Raw genomic sequence first — 19,213 nt, forward strand, 5'->3', positions numbered from 1 at the left:
CAAATTCGCTATAGGGTTGCAGAAATAGCCGATTGCGACGATGTTTTCCTTTGCGGCAAACCTTCTGTTAACCCCGAAAGGTTAAGGGTTGGAAAGAGATAAGATCATCAGGCACGCGCGTTCATGTATTCTTTCCAGCAAGCATCGCCCGCCGCCAGGAAACCGCAAGCCGACCAACGCAGCTTCCAGCGCGTCTCGGTGAACCTGTCGGGCCGGCTGATGCTCGCCAGCCACGACGAATACGACTGCACCGTGCTCGACATGTCGCCGGGCGACGCAAGCTTCACCTGCGAAGCCCGCCCGCGCATGGGCGAACGCATCATCGCCTATGTCAACCATCTCGGCCGCATCGAAGGCACCGTGGCCCTGCTCAACGAGCGCGGTTTCGTGATCGTGCTGAACGCGACGGACCGCAAGCGCGAAAAACTCGCCGCCCAGCTCACCTGGATCGCCAACAAGCATGAGCTCGGCCTGCCCGAGGATCGCCGCCACGACCGCCTCACCCCGCGCAACACACGCACGGAACTGATGCTCGACGACGGACGGCGCTATCCCTGCCGCATCATCGACCTCTCGCTTTCCGGCGCCGCCGTCGACATCGACGTTCGCCCGGCGCTCGGCACGCCCGTCCAGCTCGGCAACATGAAGGGCCGGGTCGTTCGCCATTTCCAGGAAGGCGTCGCCATCGAGTTTTCCTCCGTGCAGCCGAAGGAAGCCCTCACCGCGTTCCTGTAGCGTTTCGGGACATCCCGAATTCGTCATATCTTAAAAAGGGCCCTGCGGGGCCCTTTGCTGTTTCATGCCGGCGCAGGCCCGCTGCAAAAAAGATTCAAAAAAATCGACGATGCCAAAGGCGAACTTTCCGCTATCCGCAATGCCGGCAGCGTAACGGCCGCACCTGAAGGATGTCCGGACCCGCGTGTTTGCGCGCAGAACGGGGCGTCCGGGACAGCAAAAAACGTGATTCCGTGCAAGCGAGAATCTTGGAAAGCCTTTTAGAAACAAAGCCATCGGGCGAAATTCCGAGGCCGTTCGGGCGCCGGAATTCATTAGAATTTTAATCAAATTCGATTCAAGTACAGATAAAATCAAGTTCGAATTTTATTCTTATTTTGTACTTATGTGATCTTGATTTGAACTAAGTTATACTTCGGCTTTTCGCGTAAGCTCAAAACATGCGTGTCATTGTGACCCCATCAAACGGGGACGACACAATGACAAAAAAGATCAAGACAGGGACGTTTGCCTTCCTCTTCTCTCTGGTGGCGGCACAGGCCGCCCTGGCTCTGCCGGCCAACATTCCGCTGGCGGGCGCCACCAACCAGCCCATCGGCCACTATGAATTCTGCAAGCAGTTCAGCGACGAATGCCGCCCGACCGGCAAGGACGCCGGCCCGCTCAAGCTGACGCAGGAAAACTGGAAGACGATCCTCAACGTCAACTATGCGGCCAACACCGAATACGTGCCGATGACCGACATGGAAATCTACGGCGTTGAGGAGCAGTGGACCTATCCGGAAGCGGCGGCCGACTGCGAGGACTACGTGCTCGTCAAGCGCAAGCGCCTGATCGAAGCCGGCATTGCGCCCTCCAACCTGCTGATCACCGTCGTCCTCCAGCCGAACGGCGAAGGCCATGCCGTGCTGACCGTCCGCACCGACCGCGGCGACTTCGTGCTCGACAACATGCGCAACAAGGTCCTGCTCTGGTCGGAGACCGAATACCGCTTCCTGAAGCGCCAGTCGTCGGCCAATGCCGGCAAGTGGGTGAAGCTGCAAGACGGTCGCGCCGAGGCTGTCGGTAGCGTCAAGTAATCCCGGACAGATCCAGGACCACATTGCCCGGCGCCAAAGCCGGGCGCGAGAAAGGGCCCGGTCAGTCCCCCAATCCCCGTCCCCGACCATGGCCCTGCGGCCGGTTCTCCTGTCCCGGAACCGGCCGCTTTCTTTTGAGCCCTCTCGCCGGCGCCGATTTCAACCAAAAATTAACCCTGTTCAAAGACCCTCCTGCAAAACGTCCCGCATGGACGCATCGAGGAATCGCGAGGGGAAGATGGCTGCGGCAACGACCGGCAACGACGAGCATGCCCCGCTCCTCTCCAACCGTTTCCTGACGCGCCTGACGGTCGGCGTTGCAGTGCTCGCGAGCCTGACCGTCGCCATCAGCGTCGGCGGCCGCCTGCTCGGCGAACGCATCGCGCTTGCCGGCCACACGGAGAATACGGAGCCGGTGGACATCATCATCGGCCAGGACCAGATCCGCCTTCCCGCCAACACGATCCGCTTCGACGACCAGCGCGCGACGGGCCGCGCCGAGCGCATGGACCTCTATCTCACCTGGCCGGAAATGAACGGCTATTCGAACGCCGAACGGGCCCGCTTCAACGATGCGACCCGGCCGGAAGGATTGATTTTCCTCAATCTTTCGCAAAGCACCATGTCGAAGGACATGTCCGGCCGGCTGGAGCCGATCTACAGCCATCTCTTCGACGACCGCCCCGAACCCGGCCCGGCGGGCCTCACCCTGCAGCGCCTGAAGGCGAATTCGGGCTATGGCGAGGAAGTCTTCTTCACCGGCATCCTGCCCGACGGCGCGGATTATGCCGTGCGCTGCATGATGCCGGCGGACGACGCGCAATCGACCAGCGCGGATTGCCAGCGCGATATCCACATCGGCCGCGACCTCTCCGTTCTTTATCGTTTTTCGAGCAGACTTTTGCCGCAGTGGCAGGCCATGGAGGCGCGCGTGCGCGACTATCTCGGCCGGTCCCTGGTCGAAAACGGCCGCGTCGTCTCCGCCATCCGCAACCGATAAAACCGCACCGATCTCAGAAACCAATGATTCATCATAAACCGATTGGTAACGCTGTGACGCTACTGTGCCCCGAAACGGTCGCTCCGGCAGGTCTCGCCTGAACGACATGTGCAATCCGAGAATGAAGAGTAACGTAGTGTCCCGTTCCGTATTTCGCGATTTCCTTCCCCGTTCCCGCCAGGCAGTTGCCAATGCGGCGAAAGGTCTGGTGATGATCGGGATGGTCGCCACTGTCGCCTTCGCGACGCCGGCGGCCGCCGCTCCGAAATATGCTGGCATCGTCATCGATGCGAAAACCGGCAAGGTGCTCTATAGCGAGGATGCCGACGAACTGCGCTATCCGGCGTCGCTCACCAAGATGATGACGCTGTACCTCACCTTCGAGGCGCTCGAGGCCGGCAAGATCCGCCTCAATACCAAGGTGCCCTTCTCGAAGAACGCCGCCAGCGAGCCCCCGACCAAGCTCGGCGTCGGCACGGGCAGGTCCATCACCGTGGAACAGGCGATCCTCGGCCTCATCACGCGTTCGGCCAACGATGCCTCCACGGCGCTTGCCGAATTCCTCGGCGGCTCGGAAGAGCGTTTCGCCCGCATCATGACGCAGAAGGCGCGTGCGCTCGGCATGACGCGCACCGTCTACCGCAACGCCAACGGCCTTCCCAACACCGCGCAGGTAACGACCGCGCGTGACCAGGCCCGCCTCGGCATCGCGCTGCGCCAGCACTTCCCGCAATACTACGACTATTTCTCGACTAGCAGCTTCCGTTTCGGCAAGCAGGTCATCCGTGGCCACAACCGCCTGCTCGGCACCGTGCGCGGCGTCGACGGCATCAAGACGGGCTATACCCGCGCATCGGGCTACAACCTCGTGACCTCGGCGATTGCCGATGGCCGCAGCGTCGTCGGCGTCGTCATGGGCGGCCGTTCGGGCGGCTCTCGCGACCAGCAGATGCGCAAGCTCATCGCCGCCTACATGCCGAAGGCCTCGCGCCGCGGCGGTGGCGACCTGATCGCCGAGACCAAGGACGCCCCGACGCTGACCGCCGAAGTCGCTACGCAGGCCGTGACCGCTTCGGTCCGCGGCGGCGGCCTGGATCTGCCGGAAAACGGCCCGGTCCCGACCTACCGCTACAATGAAAGCCGCATCGAGACCGCCTATGCCGCAACGTCTGCCACGGCCTCGGAAGTGGTCGGCAAGCGGGCGCTGGCCGCAACGCTGAAGATCCAGCGCGAAGCCGCCGTTCCGCCGGAAGAGCTGACGGAACAGGGCGACACCGGCGGCGTCGACGAATTGACCACCTCGGCCGTCTCCGAAACCGCGCTCTCCGGCTGGGTGATCCAGATCGGCGCGACGCCGGACCGCGACCAGGCCCAGAAGCTGCTCTCGAAGGCACAGGACCAGGGCGGCAAGGCCCTCTCCAGCGCAAAGCCCTTCACCGTGGCCGTCAACAGCGGCAGCGAACAGCTCTACCGTGCCCGCTTCGGCGGCTTCGACAACCAGGATCGCGCGGCAACCGCCTGCAAGGTGCTGAAGCGCAAGGGCTTCGCCTGCTGGGCCAGCCAACAGTAACGACGATATCGATTCCCGCCGGTCCCCGGCGGAACCTTGGACTACCGCCTTGCACCCGCAACGGCCACCGGTGAGGTATTGCGTACCGGAGGCCGCGGGAGAAGGCCGGCAAGCCCCTCAAAGGCTCTGCCATCCTCGATTGGGTAATGCGTACGAGGCAGATCATGGCGATGAACGAGAACCTGTTCGATGTCCCCCAGGCGCGCGATGAAAAGCGCAAATCGCTGAAGGGAACGCTCCATCCGCTGCACGAGGCGGCCATGCGGATCGCGGATATCGGGCTTGGCCGTTCACGCAACAGGACGAAGGATCTCGTCGGCGCGCTGCTCGCCCATGGCGCCCGCGCCTGGCGCTCCGGCCAGCCCGCCGCCGGGATCCATCTCCACGTCGGCGTCAGCGAGCGCCGCCACCCGGTACGGCTACGCCTGCGCTGATCAAAGAAGCCCGAGTTCGGCGAGTTCTCGGCGCAGTTCCAGCGGCAGGTCCGCGGCGCCCTCGCCCATGTTCTTGAGGTCGCGCGGCGCGTCCTCGTCCGGCAGGTAGCGCCAGCCCTGGAAGGCGCGGCGCGGCTGGAGCTCGGTTTCGACGACTTCCGGCCCGAGCACCAGCTCGCAGCGCGAGATGCCGTCGGCATCCGTGAAGGTCTTGATGCCGAGCAATTGCTGGCGGGCCTGCACCTGCCCCTTGATGACCCAATAGAGTGAACCGCCGTCGAGCAGGTCCTGGTCGCGCTTGGGAACCATGCGGGTGATGTGGCTGGAATGCGGTTCCATGCCCGCCGCCATCGCGATCAGCGCGCGTTCGGACACCCATTCGCGCAGATCCTCGATCGAGTCCGCGCCGACACAGAGTTTGATGAGATGCAGGGCCATGCTTCTTTCAACGCCCTTGCGGCGGCCGGGTCAAGGGGCCGCCGTGTCGCACTCCACAAGGAACGGAAAAGCCCTCAGCACTCCACCACGTTGACGGCAAGGCCGCCGGTGGAGGTTTCCTTGTACTTCTCGTTCATGTCGACGCCCGTCTGGCGCATCGTCTCGATGCAGGCGTCGAGCGGCACGAAATGCACGCCGTCACCCTTGAGCGCGAGCGAGGCGGCCGTCACCGCCTTCACCGCACCGAGCGCGTTGCGCTCGATGCAGGGCACCTGCACGAGGCCGGCAATGGGATCGCAGGTCATGCCGAGATGGTGTTCCAGCGCGATTTCCGCGGCGTTTTCCACCTGTTCCGGCGTGCCGCCCATCACTGCCGCAAGACCGGCGGCGGCCATGGCGGAGGCGGAGCCCACCTCCCCCTGACAGCCGACCTCGGCGCCCGAGATCGAGGCATTGTGCTTGATGATACCGCCGACCGCGGCGGCCGTCAGCAGGTAGTCGCGAATGCCGTCCTGATCGGCATCCTCGTGGAAATGCAGGTAGTAGCGGATCGTGGCGGGCACGACACCGGCCGCGCCGTTGGTCGGCGAGGTGACGACGCGCCCGCCCGCCGCATTCTCTTCGTTGACGGCCATGGCGTAGACGGAGAGCCAGTCGTTGGCCAGCAGCGGGTTCGCCTTGTTGGAGCGCCACTCCTCCTGCAGCTTGTCATGGATGGAGCGGGCGCGGCGGCGGACCTTCAGCCCGCCGGGCATGATGCCCTCGTTCTTCAGGCCGCGGTCGATGCAGCTCTTCATCGCCGTCCAGATGCGGTCGAGGCCAGCATCCAGCTCCTCGCGCGACATGGTCGCTTCCTCGTTGGCGCGCTTCATCTGGGCGATCGTCATGCCCGAGCGTTCGGCCATTTCGAGCATCTGCTTTGCGGAAGCGAAGGGGAACGGCACCTTCTTGTCGCTCGCGCGCGCCTTGCTGGCCCGCATCTGCTCGAGTTCCGTATCGGTGACGACGAAGCCGCCGCCGACGGAATAGTAGATGCGCTTGAGGAGCAGGCGGTCGTCGCGGTCATAGGCGGAGAAGGTCATGCCGTTGGCATGGCCGGGCAGCGGGTTCTTCTTGTCGAAGATCAGGTCGGTCTTCGGCTGGAAGGCATAGCCGGGATGACCGGGCGGCGTGATTCGGCCGGTGCGCTCGACCTCGGCGACGATCTCGTCCATCCGGTCCGGATCGACCGAATCCGGCCGCTCACCCATCAGGCCGAGAATGACCGCGCGGTCGGAACCGTGGCCGACGCCGGTATAGGCGAGCGAGCCGTGCAGGCTCATGCGGATCGTCGCCACCTGCGCGCCGGACGGGCGCGGCCAGTCGGAGGAGAGAATCAGGTCCAGAAAGCGGTTCGCCGCCGACATCGGCCCCATCGTGTGGGAGCTCGACGGCCCGATACCAATCTTGAAAACATCGAAAACCGAAAGAAACATTGACCGGACTTCTCCCTTGCCTCGGCGGGCGCCTTGACCCTCGAAGCTACGTTATCACGCCGCGCGCCCATGGCGATCTCCCGACATCGGGTTTTACCAGCGCGACATGCGGCCCCCTCAAAGCCATTAAAACAAAAACAGCGCGCCTGGGAGGGACGCGCTGTTCATGTAGGAACGAATATGCGGTGTTTTCAGATGCCGCCGAAGAGATAGGCGATGACCAGAACGGCGCCAAAACCGATGACTGCACGGACGGTAACGCCCCAGCAGGATTTCTGAACAGTGCTTTCCATGATTTCCCCGATGGAAGAGATCGTTGCAGCAGCCGTTTTCAGCGCTGCATGGCGCTCTGTTTAATGAAGAATTTATGAAACCGCAATCGCGAAAAGTGGCGAAACCAAGGCGTCCCCATCATAGGAGCCACGCGCCCAGCGCATGACCCGTCGCAAAACCAGACAGTTGCGGGAACAATGGCGCGTCGTCCACCCGCCGCCTTTCCGCCCCAGGTGTAAACGGCGCGGGAGAGCGCAACGCGCACCGCTTGCAAAATGCGCAATCCATGGCAAAACGCTTGCCATGAACACCCCGGACCTTGTCGCCCTTGCCGTCTTCATCACCCTGTGGATCGGGTATTCCTGGATCACGGACCGGGCAAGGCTGTTCGATCGCGTCAGCCTCACGCGGGCCATGAGTTCGCAGCGCGCCGTCTGGATCCGCAATGCGATGCACCGGGACCTGCGCATGATCGACACGCAGATCATGGCGGGCCTGCAGAACGGAACCGCCTTCTTCGCCTCCACCTCGCTGCTGGCGCTCGGCAGTTGCTTCGCGCTGCTCGGGGCGACGGAGCAGGTCTTCGCGATCTTCAACGACCTGCCCGACGTCTTCCGCGGCAGCCGCGCCGGCTTCGAGCTGAAGGTCGGCGGCCTTGCCATCATCTTCGGCTACGCCTTCTTCAAGTTCGGCTGGTCCTACCGGCTCTTCAACTATTGCACGATCCTGCTCGGCGCGATGCCGATGAGCGGCGACATCCACAAGGACCCCGCCGGCGCGGACCTTGCCGCCGACAAGGTCATCCGCATGAACATCCTGGCCGCCAAGCACTTCAACAAGGGCCTGCGCGCCATCTTCCTGTCGATCGGCTATCTCGGCTGGTTCGTCAGCCCCTATCTGTTCATCCTGACGACAGCGGGCATCATGATCGTGCTCGTCCGCCGGCAGTTCTATTCAGAAGCCCGCCTCGCGGTGCTCGAAAACCTCGACTGACTTCCCGCTCCCGGCCACCTTTCGGCCATCCGCCCGGCGCAAGCTTGGCGTGACATTCTCCCATGGACCAAAGCAATGCGGCGACCCCGAACCATGACGACGACGGTGATTGAGGGCAATGTGGCAGGAGAGAACGCGCAAACGCGCCGTTTGCCGCGCATTCCGCTGATCGATCAGGCCCGCGGCGTCGCGCTGATCGCCATGGCGATCTATCACTTCACCTGGGACCTCGGCTTCTTCGGCTATATCGAGCCCGAGACTGCGACGACCGGCGGCTGGCGCATCTTCGCGCGGCTGATCGCCGGCAGCTTCCTGTTCCTCGTCGGCTTCAGCCTCGTGCTCGGCCACCGGCAGGGCTTTCGCCCACGGCCGTTCCTCATCCGCTTCGGCAAGATCGCGCTGGCCGCGGCCGTCATCACGCTGGCCACCTGGTTCGCCTTTCCGCAGACCTTCATCTTCTTCGGCATTCTCCACGCCATCGCGGCGGCGAGCCTCGTCGGCCTTCTCTTCGTGCGCCTGCCCGTGGCGATCACGCTTCTTGCCGCGGCGGCGGCGGTCGCCGCCCCGCTCTATTTGCGCCACCCGTTCTTCGACCATCCCACGCTCTGGTGGCTCGGCCTCTCCGTCGATGTGCCGCGCTCGAACGACTACGTACCGCTGCTTCCCTGGATAGCGCCCGTTCTGCTCGGCATCGCGCTTGCCCGCCTCTTCGTCGCAAGCGCCCTTCCCGAGCGGCTCGCGGGCTTCGGCAATGCGACGAAAAGCCGGTGGAAAAGCCTGCTGGAGCAGGCGGGCCGCCACAGTCTCGCCATCTACCTTATTCATCAGCCGGTGCTGATCGCGTTGGTCTACGGCTTTTCCCTTGTGGTGCCGGCCCCCGCGGCGGATCCCGCCATAAGCTACACCAAGAGCTGCATGCGCGCCTGCCAGAACGAGCAGAGCGGCGGCTTCTGCGAAAGCTTCTGCGGCTGCACGCTGAACAAGCTGATGGAACAGAACCTTTTCGCCGACCTCAACCGTGGCGCGATCGATGTCACCACGGACGAGCGGATCGCAACGATCTCGTCGCAATGCACGGCAGACGCCGAAACGGGGATCGCCCCCAAGGAGTAGGATCATGAACGCCTATCGCATGAAGCCACTCGCCTTTCCCTGGCCGCCGCTGATCTACGGCGCGGCCATCGCGGCGGCTTTCCTGCTCCAGGCGTATTTTCCGCTGGCGGTGACCGACACGAATATCTGGATCGCCCGCGCGGCGGGCGGCCTGCTGATCCTCTCGGCAATCGTTCTGGATGTCTGGGCGATGCGCACGCTGCTCGACTGCCACACGACGATCCTGCCGAACCGCTGCTCCACCCATCTGGTGACGTCGGGGCCCTACCGCTTTACGCGCAACCCGATCTATCTCGGCTACACGCTGACGACCGCCGGCATCGGCCTTGCCATGCTCAATCCCTGGTGCATCGTGACGGCCATGATCGCGGCCGCCATCACCAGCATCATCGCGATCAAGCGCGAGGAACTGCACCTGCTCTCGCGCTTCGGCGTGGATTTCGAGCGCTATTGCAACGGCACGGCGCGGTGGATTTAAGGATCAGGTGCCGACGCCGATTTCGGCCAGGCGCGTGAGGCAGGCTTCCTCGACATTGTCGAGCTCGGCAAGCGTCTCCTCGATGTCGCGCCGCTTCTGGCGCAGCTCGTCGCGCTTTTCGCTGACCTTGCCCATCAAAAGCTCGAGCTGGCCGATCTCGCCCGGCGGGTCCTTGTAGACCTTGATGATGTCGCGGATCTCGGCGATCGTGAAGCCGATGCGCCGGCCGCGCAGGATTTCCTGGATCAGGCGGCGGTCGGCGGGGCGGAAAAGACGCGTACGGCCGCGACGCTCGGGATTGATGAGCCCCTCGTCCTCATAGAAGCGCAGGGTACGGGTCGAAACTCCGAATTCGCGCGTAAGCTCCGTTATGGTATAAAACTTGTCCACGCCTGCTCCGATCTTCTCTGAGCGGGCATTTTATTGACTTTTACGTATAAGTCAATTTTTCGCTCAACGGATCGAGAACCACCACGTCGCAAGGCCGAGAAACGCCGAGAAACCGACGATATCGGTGACCGCCGTCACGAAGACGCTGGAGGAGACGGCCGGGTCGGCGCCTGCCCTGTCCAGCAGCATCGGGATCATGATTCCGGCAAGAGCCGCGGCGCACATGTTGATCAGCATGGCAGCCGCGATGACGCCGCCGATATTGACGTCGTGGAACCAGAGGCCGGCGACGGCGCCGATCATCACCCCGAAGGCGACGCCGTGCAGGAGGCCGACGCCCGCTTCGCGCCGCACGACGCGCCAGGCATTGTGGATGTCGAGGTCGCGCGTCGCCAGCGCGCGTACCGTCACCGTCATGGTCTGCGATCCGGCGTTGCCGCCCATGCCGGCGACGATCGGCATCAGCACTGCGAGCGCCACGATGTCCTCGATCGTCGCTTCGAAGACGGAGATGACCGAGGCCGCGATGAAGGCCGTCAGCAGGTTGACGAGCAGCCAGGGCGCGCGCGAACGGACCGTCTCGATAGTGGTGTCGGACAATTCCTCGTCACCCACGCCGCCGAGGCGCATCAGGTCCTCCTCGGCCTCTTCCTGAATGACGTCGACCACGTCGTCGATGGTGAGCACGCCGACGAGGCGACCGTTCTCATCGACGACGGCGGCCGAGAGAAGATCGTACTGCTCGAAGAGCTGCGCGGCCTCTTCCTGGTCCATCTCGGCGGGGATCGGGTGGTTCGTCTCGCGCATGATCGCTTCGATCTTCGTGCCGCGCGGCATGCGCAGCAGACGGTCGAGATCGATGGCGCCGAGCAGGCGGAAGGTCGGGTCGATGACAAAGATCTGCGAAAAGCTCTCCGGCAGGTCGGCGTCCTCGCGCAGGTAGTCGATCGTCTGGCCCACCGTCCAGAACGGCGGCACGGCGACGAACTCGGTCTGCATGCGCCGGCCGGCCGTGCTTTCCGGATAGTCGAGCGAGCGGCGCAGGCGGATCCGTTCGGTGAACGGCAGCTTGGAGAGGATCTCCTCCTGGTCCTCCTGGTCGAGGTCCTCCAGGATGTAGACCGCATCGTCCGAATCCATCTCGCCAAGGGCCGCGGCGATCTGCTCGTTCGGCAGGTGCTCGACGATATCGAGGCGGATCGCCTCGTCGACCTCGGTCAGCGCGGCAAGGTCGAAGTCCGCGCCGAGCAGCGAGACGAGCTGGCGGCGCTGTTCCGGCTGGATCGCCTCCAGCAGGTCGCCCATTTCCGATTCGTGCAGCCGCGCCACATGGCGGCGCAGGAACAGGAGGTCGCGGTCGGCGATGGCCGCGCCGACATACATGAGGAAGTCCGAGCGGATCGAACCGTCCTCGGCATAGATGTCGTCACCCTCGAAGGTACTGTGCTCCGGCTGTCCCTCACGGATACGGTCGTCGTCGCCGGTGTCTTCCATCGGGCCGCTCCTTGTATCGGGATCGTCCGGCCCGGCACTGCGCCGGAGCAGAGACGACAGGGATTGCTTGCAGGGTTCGACGCGACGCCCGGCCTGCCGGATGCCTCGCTTTCCCTCGTGCTAAAGCAAAGCGCGCGGCCGGTCCATCGCCGAAAGCGGCAAAATCCGGCTCGACGTAAAAATTTCGCAACCTGTTGCAATTTCATGTGAAATCGCGCGATTCGCAGCGTCCGGGCATTGCCGGCATTTTCTCCCCGCCGCAAACGGGCTAGGAAGGGCGATCTGTCGACGCCCGGAGCAACCATGGCGATCCTGCCCATCCTTCGCTACCCCGATCCGCGCCTGCGCCTGCCCTGCAAGCCTATCGAGACGTTCGACGAGCGCCTTGCGACGCTCGCCGGCGACCTTGCCGTCACGATGCGCGCCGCGCCCGGCATCGGCATCACCGCCGCCCATGTCGGCGTCCTCGAACGGCTGACGGTGATCGAACTCGATGGGCCGGCCTCGCAGCGCATCTATGTGAACCCGGAAATCACATGGTTTTCGCCCGAGCAGCAGCGCCACACGGAAGGCAGCGTCTCCATGCCCGGCGTGACCGACGAGATCGAGCGCCCTGCCCGCATCCGCCTTGCCTATCGGGACCCCTCCGGCGGACGGCATGAGGAAGAAGCCGACGGCCTGCTTGCCGTCTGCCTCCAGCACGAAATCGACCAGCTCGACGGCATCTTCTGGATCGACCGCCTCTCGCGGCTGAAGCGCGACCGAATCGTCAGGAAATTCCGAAAGATGGGCGAATAGGCCGCAGACAAGGGAACAGCGCGAGGGTTCCAACGTTCTGGCTCTATCCAATCTCGCAAGAAGGAGAGAGCCGATGATCGCAGCAACCGACATTCGCGAACATATGGAAGTCATGGCCGCCGACGGCCGTCACGTCGGCACCGTCGACCACATGGAAGGCGAAAGCCGCATCAAGCTCACCCGGAGCGATTCCGAAGACGGCCAGCACCATCTCATTCCGCTCGACTGGGTCGATCATGTCGATGCCCATGTGCATCTGAACAAGAATGCCGACGACGTGCAGCGCGAATGGTCGACCATCAACTGACGGGCGCGCTACCGCCCGAAAGTCATGACCTCCACCAGAGGTGGAGGTTTGAAACGCTGCGCTTGAACCGCTAGAAGCGGTTTTGCTATGTGTTAGTAGCTACGGTTAAAGAGGTCGGCAAAGTCGGAAGCTTTGTCGGCCTTTTCCTGATTACGGATATAACGTCTGACGACCTGCTCATCATAGCCAGCCGTAGAGACGAAGTACCCACGCGCCCAAAAGTGATAGCCCTTGTAGCGCCGCTTGCGGGCATATTTGTTGGCCACGTAAAGGGCCGTCTTGCCTTTCAAAAAGCCGACAATCGAAGACACCGAGTATTTCGGCGGGATCGATATCAGCATGTGCACATGGTCGGGCATCAAGTGCCCTTCCCTGATCTCGCATCCCTTTTGTCGAGCAAGATTATGCAGCAGATCACCCAACTCACGCCTTACGTCCCCGTAAAGGCGCTTCGTTCGGTACTTACTCGCGAAGACCACATGATATTTGCAGTCCCACGTCGCGTGTGATTGCGATCGTTCGTCCATAAAACCTCCGTTCTATGTCTCGGCCAATCTAGCGGTCCAAGCGCGGAGGTCTCTCAACGACAATGTAGAACCAGTCCAGTCCTCCACCGTAGGTGGAGGTTTATTTATTCCATAATCACGAGACCCGCTTTTCAGCGGGTCTTTTTTCGATTCGACAGGCTTTCGAGAACGAGGACGAGCGCCGCGCCCATCGCATAGGCCACGATATCCCACCAGTCCGGCGTCGCGCCGAAGACGATCCTGAGCAGCCGGTTCGATATCTGCACGTCGATCCTGGTCAGGACATATTGCGTCAGTTCCACCGCCGCGCCGCATGCGAAGGCGATGGCCGCGGCCGTGACGGGTTTCGCCCTGACGAAGGTGCGGATGACGTAATAGACCCAGGCGACGGCAAGCACGTCGCCGAAGAAGCTGCGGACCCAGCCGAGGTTGCGGCCGAAGGTGGCCAGCAGGACCAGAACCACGAACAAGAGAGCAGCCCGTCCGAAGGACGCGGGATCGAACCTGAACGTCATGGCCGGGAGCTAATCCTTTGCGTGAAAAAGAAAAACCCGGCACTAGGCCGGGTTCTTGGTGCGGTCGAGAAGACTCGAACTTCCACGGGTTGCCCCACAGCGACCTCAACGCTGCGCGTCTACCAATTCCGCCACGACCGCATCGTGGTAGATGTCATCCTTGCGGCGACGGAGGTGCATGTAGCAAAAGCATTTGGGGCGCACAAGGCCGGCGGAGAAGAAAAATGACGGAAAGCGGAACAATTTCAACAGGACCGTCGCAAAGCCCTGGAAACCCCTGAAATCCTTGCATGATCGCCCCTATATCTGGCACAAGAAACCCCAAAAGGACGGCCATCATGCAGCGTCAGGACATTTCGACATCCCTTCTTGCGTCTCCCGGTTCGCCGCCGGTGCGCTGGCGTATCGCACACGATCCCGTTCCCTATGACGTGGCCGTCGAAACCATGGAAAACGAGGCCGCAGCCATCGCGAATGGCGAGGCGGACGAACTCGTCTGGCTGGTGGAACATCCCCCGCTCTACACGGCCGGCACCAGCGCGGACGCGGCCGACCTCGTCGCGCCAGACCGCTTCCCGGTGTTTTCCACAGGCCGCGGCGGCGAATACACCTATCATGGTCCGGGCCAGCGCGTGGTCTATGTCATGCTCGACCTGAAACGCCGCCGGCAGGACGTGCGCGCCTTCGTGGCGGCGCTCGAAGCGGTGGTGATCGACGCACTCGACGCCATGAACGTGCGCGGCGAGCGGCGCGAGGATCGCGTCGGCGTGTGGGTGCGCCGGCCCGAGCGCCCGCCGCTGCCCGACGGCTCACCCGCCGAGGACAAGATCGCCGCGATCGGCATCCGCCTGCGCCGCTGGGTGAGCTTTCACGGCTTCTCGCTCAATGTCGATCCGGACCTCGAGCATTTCTCCGGCATCGTGCCCTGCGGCATCCGCGGCTATGGCGTCACCAGCCTCGTCGATCTCGGGCTGCCCGTCATGATGAGCGATGCGGACATCCGCATCCGCGATTCGTTCGAGCGGGTGTTCGGCCCGACCATTTCCGAGGCGGACTGTCAGCCGAAGAGCCTGTCGCAGGCATAGATGATCGCGAAAGCGTGCAGCGCGACGGCGGCGTAAAGGCCGAAGCCGGCGAGCAGCCGCTGCGGCGCCGTCATCGGATCGAGCGCCCGTCGCGGCTTCACGCCACCGGCGCCGAGAAGGCTCAGCACGGTGAAGACGGCAAGCCCGGCCATGAGCAGCCGGACCGGCAACCCGATGCGCCACCCCACCCACAGGATCGCCAGCGTCACGAGGAAACTCGCGGCCAGAAGGCCGAACCGCGTCGAAAACACCTGGCGCAGCACTTGGCCGCCGTCGAACCGGTGCATGGGCAGGAGGTTGAGGAGGTTGAAGGCGCCGACGATCAGCAGGAAGACGAGCAGCATGGCGCCGGTCGCGGGACCTGAAGCGTCATTGAGGGCAATGAGCGGCGGCACGAGAAAGGCCGACATGCCCGCCCCCATCAGGGCACAGACGGCGACCTCGAAATGCGAATTGTAGGGTCGCCCGCCGACGGCGATGCCGCCGAGCAGCGGCACGAAGATCATGCGCACCCGCTGATGGCCGAAGGCGCGGTATGCGGCCATGTGGCCGAACTCGTGCAGCACGATCGCGACGGTCAGCAGGCTGGAAAGCAGCAATCCCTGCGGGTTCAGCCCGAAGAACGGCCAGAGCAGCAGCGTGGACAGCACGGCAAGCCCCGCCTGCATCAGCGGATGTTCCAGAACGCCGCGCACCTCGCCCTTTCCCGTCGCAAGCCAGAGGTCCAGCGCCTTCATCTCCCGCCGAAGCTGGATGTAGCGGAAAAGCAGGAAGGCAACGCCGCGGTAGCGGTCGGTCTGCTCGACGGTGAGCGCCGTGCCGCCCGGCACGGCCCGCAGGAAGCGCCGCTCAACGTAATTCCGCCAGAAGGACGCATCGAGTGCGCTGTCCTCGACCACCCGCGTTTCGCAGGCGATGCCCTCGGTGTCCGATGCCTCGCTCACGCAAAGCGTGCGCGTGATCGGATCGCCCCGGCGGTCGGGATAGGAAAAGGTCTGCCGGACATGGTCGAGGGAAAGCCGCTCGCTGGAGAGCACCGACGGGTGCCAGTCGGCGTTCGCGCCAAGCGGGCTGACCAGCGCTGCGATGCGGCCTGGGGGTGCATGAAAGGCGCGCGTGACTTGGAGCGTGCGGCGCCCGACCGGCGCGGCGATCAGCAGCCAGATCAGGCCCAGATTGATCGCCAGAAGCAGGATGACCGAAACCGATGTCGACATGCCGTCCTCCCCGGCCATCATGGCAGGTGAGAAGCAAGGCTAACGGCAATCTCCTAACAAATGTTAAGAATCGGCCACACGCGCACCGTGACCATTCTCTGATGTCACTCGAAGGCGATGTCGGCCTCGACCTTTCGGCTCTTGTGCTCGCGCCAGATGATGAAGAGGCCCGAGGCGACGATGATCGCGATGCCGAGCCATTTCGACGGCGTCGGGAAATCGCCGAAGATCGCATAGCCGAGCACGGTCGCCGAGATGATCTCGAAATACTGGAAGGGCGCCAGCAGCGAGAGCGGCGCCATGCGGAAGGCGCGCACGACCAGCATGTGGGCATAGCCGGAAAGCGCGCCCAGGATGACGAGGAGCACCAGCGTGAAGACCGAGGTCGGCAGCGACGGCGCGAAATCGGCGATCCCGGCGGTGTCTCCAATGAACAGGGCCGCGCCCATGAAGATCGTGCCGCCGAAGCCGGCGATCGTCTGCATGGTGAGCGGCGAATCGGCGTCGCCGATGGCGCGGTTCATGAAAAGGTAGATCGAATAGAGGAAGGCGCAGGCGACCGGCAGCAGCGCCGTCCAGCCGAACAGGATGAAGCTCGGCTGGATGACGATCAGCGCGCCGCCGAAGCCGACGACGATGGCAAGCCAGCGCCGCCAGCCGACCTTGTCGCCGAGGAAGGCCGCCGACATGGCGGTCAGGATGAAGGGCTCGACGAAATAGATCGCGAAGACGTCGGCGAGCGGCATGTATTTCACGGCCGCGAAGAACAGGAGGCTCGCCGCGCCGTGGATGGCGCCGCGCAGCAGGTTCAGCCACGGTTGCTTCGGGCGCAGTGTCGCGGCGCCGGCCGCGGTGAAGATCAGCGGGATCGTGCAGACGACCTGGAAGAAGAAGCGGTAGAACGTCACCTGCCCCGGCGACATGTCGGCGAAGGTCGCCATGTATTTGGCGATCGCATCCATGCAGGGCAGCATCAGCATGGCGACGGCCATCAGTGCCACGCCCTGCATGGTGTTTCCGCCGGATTGGTCGGTGGTGCTGGCTTTCATGGTCATGGCGCGACTCCCTCGTCCCCCCTGCATAGTCGTTTTGCATCCGCGGGCAATGCCGGAAATCCTGCCGTGGCGCGCGGCGGCGCAAAGCGGCGCATTTGAGGTAGAAGGTGTTCCCCGATTGCCTGTAAACTTGCGGAAAGGACAATGGAGGCCGTGATGACCTTTCCCGGCGAGAGCAACGCCATCCCCTTCCCTTCGGGCCGCGCCGACGGCGACACGCTCGGCGGCCGCCTCTGGCGGGCGCGCGATGCGCTCGGCCTCTCCCTCGAAGATCTCGCCTCCCGCATCGGCCTGCCCGAGCAGACGGTGAGCGGCTGGGAACGCGACCATGCCGAGCCGGACACCAAGGCGCTGTTCATGCTGGCCGGCGTGCTCTCCGTCTCGCCCTCCTGGCTGATCGCCGGCATCGGCGAGGCCCCGGCGGAGCCTGCCAGCGACGAGCACCTGCATCCGCTGCTGCGCCAGCTCCGGGAAGTCCACCAGCTTCACGACCAGACAGGCAAGGCAATCGCCGCGCTCGAAGCCGAGGTCGCCAGATTGATCAAAAAAGATCAAGGCTGACTTTTACCCGTTTTTCGCACTTGAGAGCCCGGGCCGGCTCTGCAATGGTCCGCCCGAAAGAGAATCCGCATAGGGAGACGAACATGGACGTACGCGCCGCCGTTGCCGTTCAGGCCGGCAAACCGCTTGAGATCATGACCGTACAGCTCGACGGCCCGAAGGCCGGCGAGGTGCTGGTCGAGGTGAAGGCGACGGGCATCTGCCACACGGACGAGTTCACCCTGTCGGGCGCCGACCCGGAGGGCATCTTCCCGGCTATCCTCGGCCATGAGGGCGCCGGCATCGTCGTCGATGTCGGCCCGGGCGTCACGTCGCTGAAGAAGGGCGACCACGTCATTCCGCTCTACACGCCCGAATGCCGCGAATGTTATTCCTGCCTGTCGCGCAAGACGAACCTGTGCACCGCCATCCGCGCCACCCAGGGCCAGGGCCTGATGCCGGACGGCACAAGCCGCTTCTCGATCGGCAAGGACAAGATCTTCCACTATATGGGCTGCTCGACCTTCGCCAACTACACGGTGCTGCCCGAGATCGCGCTCGCCAAGGTCAACCCGGACGCGCCCTTCGACAAGATTTGCTACATCGGCTGCGGCGTGACGACGGGCATCGGCGCCGTCATCAACACGGCGAAGGTCGAGGTCGGCTCGACGGCAATCGTCTTCGGCCTCGGCGGCATCGGCCTCAACGTGCTGCAGGGCCTGCGGCTTGCCGGCGCCGACATGATCATCGGCGTCGACATCAACAACGACCGCAAGGCCTGGGGCGAGAAGTTCGGCATGACGCACTTCGTCAACCCGAAGGAGGTCGGCGACGACATCGTGCCCTACCTCGTCAACATGACGAAGCGCAATGGCGATACGATCGGCGGGGCGGACTACACGTTCGACTGCACGGGCAACACCAAGGTGATGCGCCAGGCGCTCGAATCCTCGCACCGCGGCTGGGGCAAGTCGGTCATCATCGGCGTTGCCGGCGCGGGCCAGGAGATCTCGACGCGCCCGTTCCAGCTGGTCACCGGCCGCAACTGGATGGGCACGGCCTTCGGCGGCGCGCGCGGGCGCACGGACGTGCCAAAAATCGTCGACTGGTACATGGAGGGCAAGATCCAGATCGACCCGATGATCACCCACACCATGCCGCTCGAAGACATCAACAAGGGCTTCGACCTGATGCATGAAGGCAAGTCGATCCGCAGCGTGGTGATTTATTGATACCCGCCACGGCCTATGACGTCGACGTGCGGAGGCTGGATGGCTTCTCCGCCGTCGAACTCTACACGCTGCTGCGGCTGCGCGTGGACGTCTTCGTCGTCGAGCAGGCCTGCGCCTATCCGGAACTGGACGGCAAGGACGAGGACGCGTTCCATCTCCGGCTGCTGATCGGCGGCGAGACGGCGGGCTATGCGCGGCTATGGCGGCCGGAAGACGGGCCGCCACGCATCGGCCGCGTGCTCGTTTCGCCTGCCCATCGCGGCAAACGGCTCGGGGAGGCCGTCATGCAGGAGGCGATCAGGGCCTGCGCGGCGCACTTCCCCGGCACGCCGATCGCGCTTTCCGCACAAAGCCACCTGGAACGCTTCTACCGGTCGCTTGGCTTTTCGCCGACGTCGGAGGAATATGTCGAAGACGGGATACCGCATATCGACATGATCCGACCATATCCAACCCAGGGGTAGC

22 protein-coding genes and 1 tRNA gene are annotated in these 19,213 nt (G+C 63.8%); 14 read left to right on the forward strand and 9 right to left on the reverse strand.

Going from position 1 to position 19,213, the window contains the following annotated elements; translation table 11 throughout:
- Positions 1–123: 123 nt before the first annotated feature.
- The 5 genes from Q9316_RS09495 to Q9316_RS09515 all read left to right on the forward strand — a co-directional run bounded on the left by Q9316_RS09495 (position 124) and on the right by Q9316_RS09515 (position 4,818).
- Positions 124–735: a PilZ domain-containing protein gene (locus tag Q9316_RS09495; protein ID WP_306034928.1), complete on the forward strand. Its 612-nt coding sequence runs from the start codon at positions 124–126 to the stop codon at positions 733–735.
- 479 nt (positions 736–1,214) lie between these two features.
- A complete protein-coding gene (locus Q9316_RS09500; protein WP_306034929.1) occupies positions 1,215–1,814 on the forward strand; it encodes a transglutaminase-like cysteine peptidase in 600 nt (199 codons plus the stop codon).
- A 238-nt stretch (positions 1,815–2,052) separates the two neighbouring features.
- A complete protein-coding gene (locus tag Q9316_RS09505) occupies positions 2,053–2,814 on the forward strand; it encodes a hypothetical protein (protein ID WP_306034930.1) in 762 nt (253 codons plus the stop codon).
- Positions 2,815–2,935: 121 nt separating this feature from the next.
- The gene (locus Q9316_RS09510) at positions 2,936–4,384 is read left to right on the forward strand and encodes an SPOR domain-containing protein (protein WP_371877977.1); all 1,449 of its coding nucleotides are present in this window, start codon (positions 2,936–2,938) and stop codon (positions 4,382–4,384) included.
- Positions 4,385–4,548: 164 nt separating this feature from the next.
- Positions 4,549–4,818 (forward strand): hypothetical protein, encoded by a 270-nt coding sequence (locus tag Q9316_RS09515; protein ID WP_306035261.1) that lies wholly within the window; start codon positions 4,549–4,551, stop codon positions 4,816–4,818.
- Here Q9316_RS09515 and Q9316_RS09520 read toward each other — a convergent pair whose 3' ends face one another.
- Both Q9316_RS09520 and Q9316_RS09525 read right to left on the reverse strand, forming a co-directional pair.
- Positions 4,819–5,256: a DUF1489 family protein gene (locus tag Q9316_RS09520; RefSeq protein ID WP_306034932.1), complete on the reverse strand. Its 438-nt coding sequence runs from the start codon at positions 5,254–5,256 to the stop codon at positions 4,819–4,821.
- Positions 5,257–5,330: 74 nt separating this feature from the next.
- A complete protein-coding gene (locus tag Q9316_RS09525; protein ID WP_306034933.1) occupies positions 5,331–6,731 on the reverse strand; it encodes an L-serine ammonia-lyase in 1,401 nt (466 codons plus the stop codon).
- Positions 6,732–7,307: 576 nt separating this feature from the next.
- Between Q9316_RS09525 and Q9316_RS09530 the strand changes: the two genes are divergently transcribed.
- The 3 genes from Q9316_RS09530 (at position 7,308) to Q9316_RS09540 (ending at position 9,588) form a co-directional block, all read left to right on the forward strand.
- Entirely contained in the window at positions 7,308–7,997 is a 690-nt protein-coding gene (locus Q9316_RS09530) for a DUF599 domain-containing protein (RefSeq protein ID WP_306034934.1), read from the forward strand.
- A 93-nt stretch (positions 7,998–8,090) separates the two neighbouring features.
- Positions 8,091–9,110: a DUF1624 domain-containing protein gene (locus Q9316_RS09535; RefSeq protein ID WP_306034935.1), complete on the forward strand. Its 1,020-nt coding sequence runs from the start codon at positions 8,091–8,093 to the stop codon at positions 9,108–9,110.
- Between the two features lie 4 nt (positions 9,111–9,114).
- Positions 9,115–9,588 (forward strand): methyltransferase family protein, encoded by a 474-nt coding sequence (locus tag Q9316_RS09540; protein WP_306034936.1) that lies wholly within the window; start codon positions 9,115–9,117, stop codon positions 9,586–9,588.
- Between the two features lie 3 nt (positions 9,589–9,591).
- On the opposite strand, the gene Q9316_RS09545 is transcribed toward Q9316_RS09540, so the two are convergent.
- Entirely contained in the window at positions 9,592–9,978 is a 387-nt protein-coding gene (locus tag Q9316_RS09545) for a MerR family transcriptional regulator (protein WP_306034937.1), read from the reverse strand.
- Positions 9,979–10,041: 63 nt separating this feature from the next.
- Positions 10,042–11,472, reverse strand: a complete 1,431-nt coding sequence (mgtE, locus tag Q9316_RS09550) for a magnesium transporter (RefSeq protein WP_306034938.1) — start codon at positions 11,470–11,472, stop codon at positions 10,042–10,044.
- 303 nt (positions 11,473–11,775) lie between these two features.
- On the opposite strand from mgtE, the gene Q9316_RS09555 reads away from it, so the two are divergent.
- Together Q9316_RS09555 and Q9316_RS09560 are read left to right on the forward strand one after the other, a co-directional pair.
- Positions 11,776–12,270 (forward strand): peptide deformylase, encoded by a 495-nt coding sequence (locus Q9316_RS09555; protein ID WP_306034939.1) that lies wholly within the window; start codon positions 11,776–11,778, stop codon positions 12,268–12,270.
- Between the two features lie 73 nt (positions 12,271–12,343).
- Positions 12,344–12,577, forward strand: coding sequence for a DUF2171 domain-containing protein (locus Q9316_RS09560; RefSeq protein ID WP_306034940.1), 234 nt, complete (start codon positions 12,344–12,346; stop codon positions 12,575–12,577).
- 92 nt (positions 12,578–12,669) lie between these two features.
- Here the strand turns inward: Q9316_RS09560 and tnpA are convergent, their stop codons facing one another.
- From tnpA to Q9316_RS09575, 3 genes are all read right to left on the reverse strand, one after another.
- Complete coding sequence (gene tnpA / locus Q9316_RS09565) at positions 12,670–13,104, reverse strand: IS200/IS605 family transposase (RefSeq protein ID WP_306031944.1); 435 nt, start codon at positions 13,102–13,104, stop codon at positions 12,670–12,672.
- Between the two features lie 131 nt (positions 13,105–13,235).
- Entirely contained in the window at positions 13,236–13,619 is a 384-nt protein-coding gene (locus Q9316_RS09570; protein ID WP_306034941.1) for a ribosomal maturation YjgA family protein, read from the reverse strand.
- A gap of 56 nt (positions 13,620–13,675) precedes the next feature.
- A tRNA-Leu gene (locus Q9316_RS09575) sits at positions 13,676–13,760 on the reverse strand.
- Between the two features lie 197 nt (positions 13,761–13,957).
- On the opposite strand from Q9316_RS09575, the gene lipB reads away from it, so the two are divergent.
- Positions 13,958–14,704 carry a lipoyl(octanoyl) transferase LipB gene (gene lipB, locus Q9316_RS09580; RefSeq protein WP_306034942.1) on the forward strand — a complete coding sequence of 249 codons (747 nt, stop codon included), beginning with the start codon at positions 13,958–13,960 and terminating at the stop codon, positions 14,702–14,704.
- Here lipB and Q9316_RS09585 read toward each other — a convergent pair.
- Together Q9316_RS09585 and Q9316_RS09590 are read right to left on the reverse strand one after the other, a co-directional pair.
- The gene (locus Q9316_RS09585) at positions 14,677–15,921 is read right to left on the reverse strand and encodes a hypothetical protein (RefSeq protein WP_306034943.1); all 1,245 of its coding nucleotides are present in this window, start codon (positions 15,919–15,921) and stop codon (positions 14,677–14,679) included. The genes lipB and Q9316_RS09585 overlap by 28 nt on opposite strands.
- 104 nt (positions 15,922–16,025) lie before the next feature.
- Complete coding sequence (locus Q9316_RS09590) at positions 16,026–16,976, reverse strand: DMT family transporter (protein ID WP_306034944.1); 951 nt, start codon at positions 16,974–16,976, stop codon at positions 16,026–16,028.
- A 156-nt stretch (positions 16,977–17,132) separates the two neighbouring features.
- Between Q9316_RS09590 and Q9316_RS09595 the strand changes: the two genes are divergently transcribed.
- The 3 genes from Q9316_RS09595 to Q9316_RS09605 all read left to right on the forward strand — a co-directional run bounded on the left by Q9316_RS09595 (position 17,133) and on the right by Q9316_RS09605 (position 19,212).
- Positions 17,133–17,537, forward strand: a complete 405-nt coding sequence (locus Q9316_RS09595) for a helix-turn-helix domain-containing protein (RefSeq protein WP_306034945.1) — start codon at positions 17,133–17,135, stop codon at positions 17,535–17,537.
- 83 nt (positions 17,538–17,620) lie between these two features.
- A complete protein-coding gene (locus Q9316_RS09600; RefSeq protein ID WP_306034946.1) occupies positions 17,621–18,748 on the forward strand; it encodes an S-(hydroxymethyl)glutathione dehydrogenase/class III alcohol dehydrogenase in 1,128 nt (375 codons plus the stop codon).
- Positions 18,748–19,212 carry a GNAT family N-acetyltransferase gene (locus Q9316_RS09605; RefSeq protein WP_306035262.1) on the forward strand — a complete coding sequence of 155 codons (465 nt, stop codon included), beginning with the start codon at positions 18,748–18,750 and terminating at the stop codon, positions 19,210–19,212. The genes Q9316_RS09600 and Q9316_RS09605 overlap by 1 nt, the downstream gene beginning before the upstream one ends.
- The last annotated feature ends 1 nt before the right edge of the window (position 19,213 follow it).

This window comes from Shinella zoogloeoides (assembly GCF_030733845.1).
GTDB lineage: Bacteria > Pseudomonadota > Alphaproteobacteria > Rhizobiales > Rhizobiaceae > Shinella > Shinella zoogloeoides_C.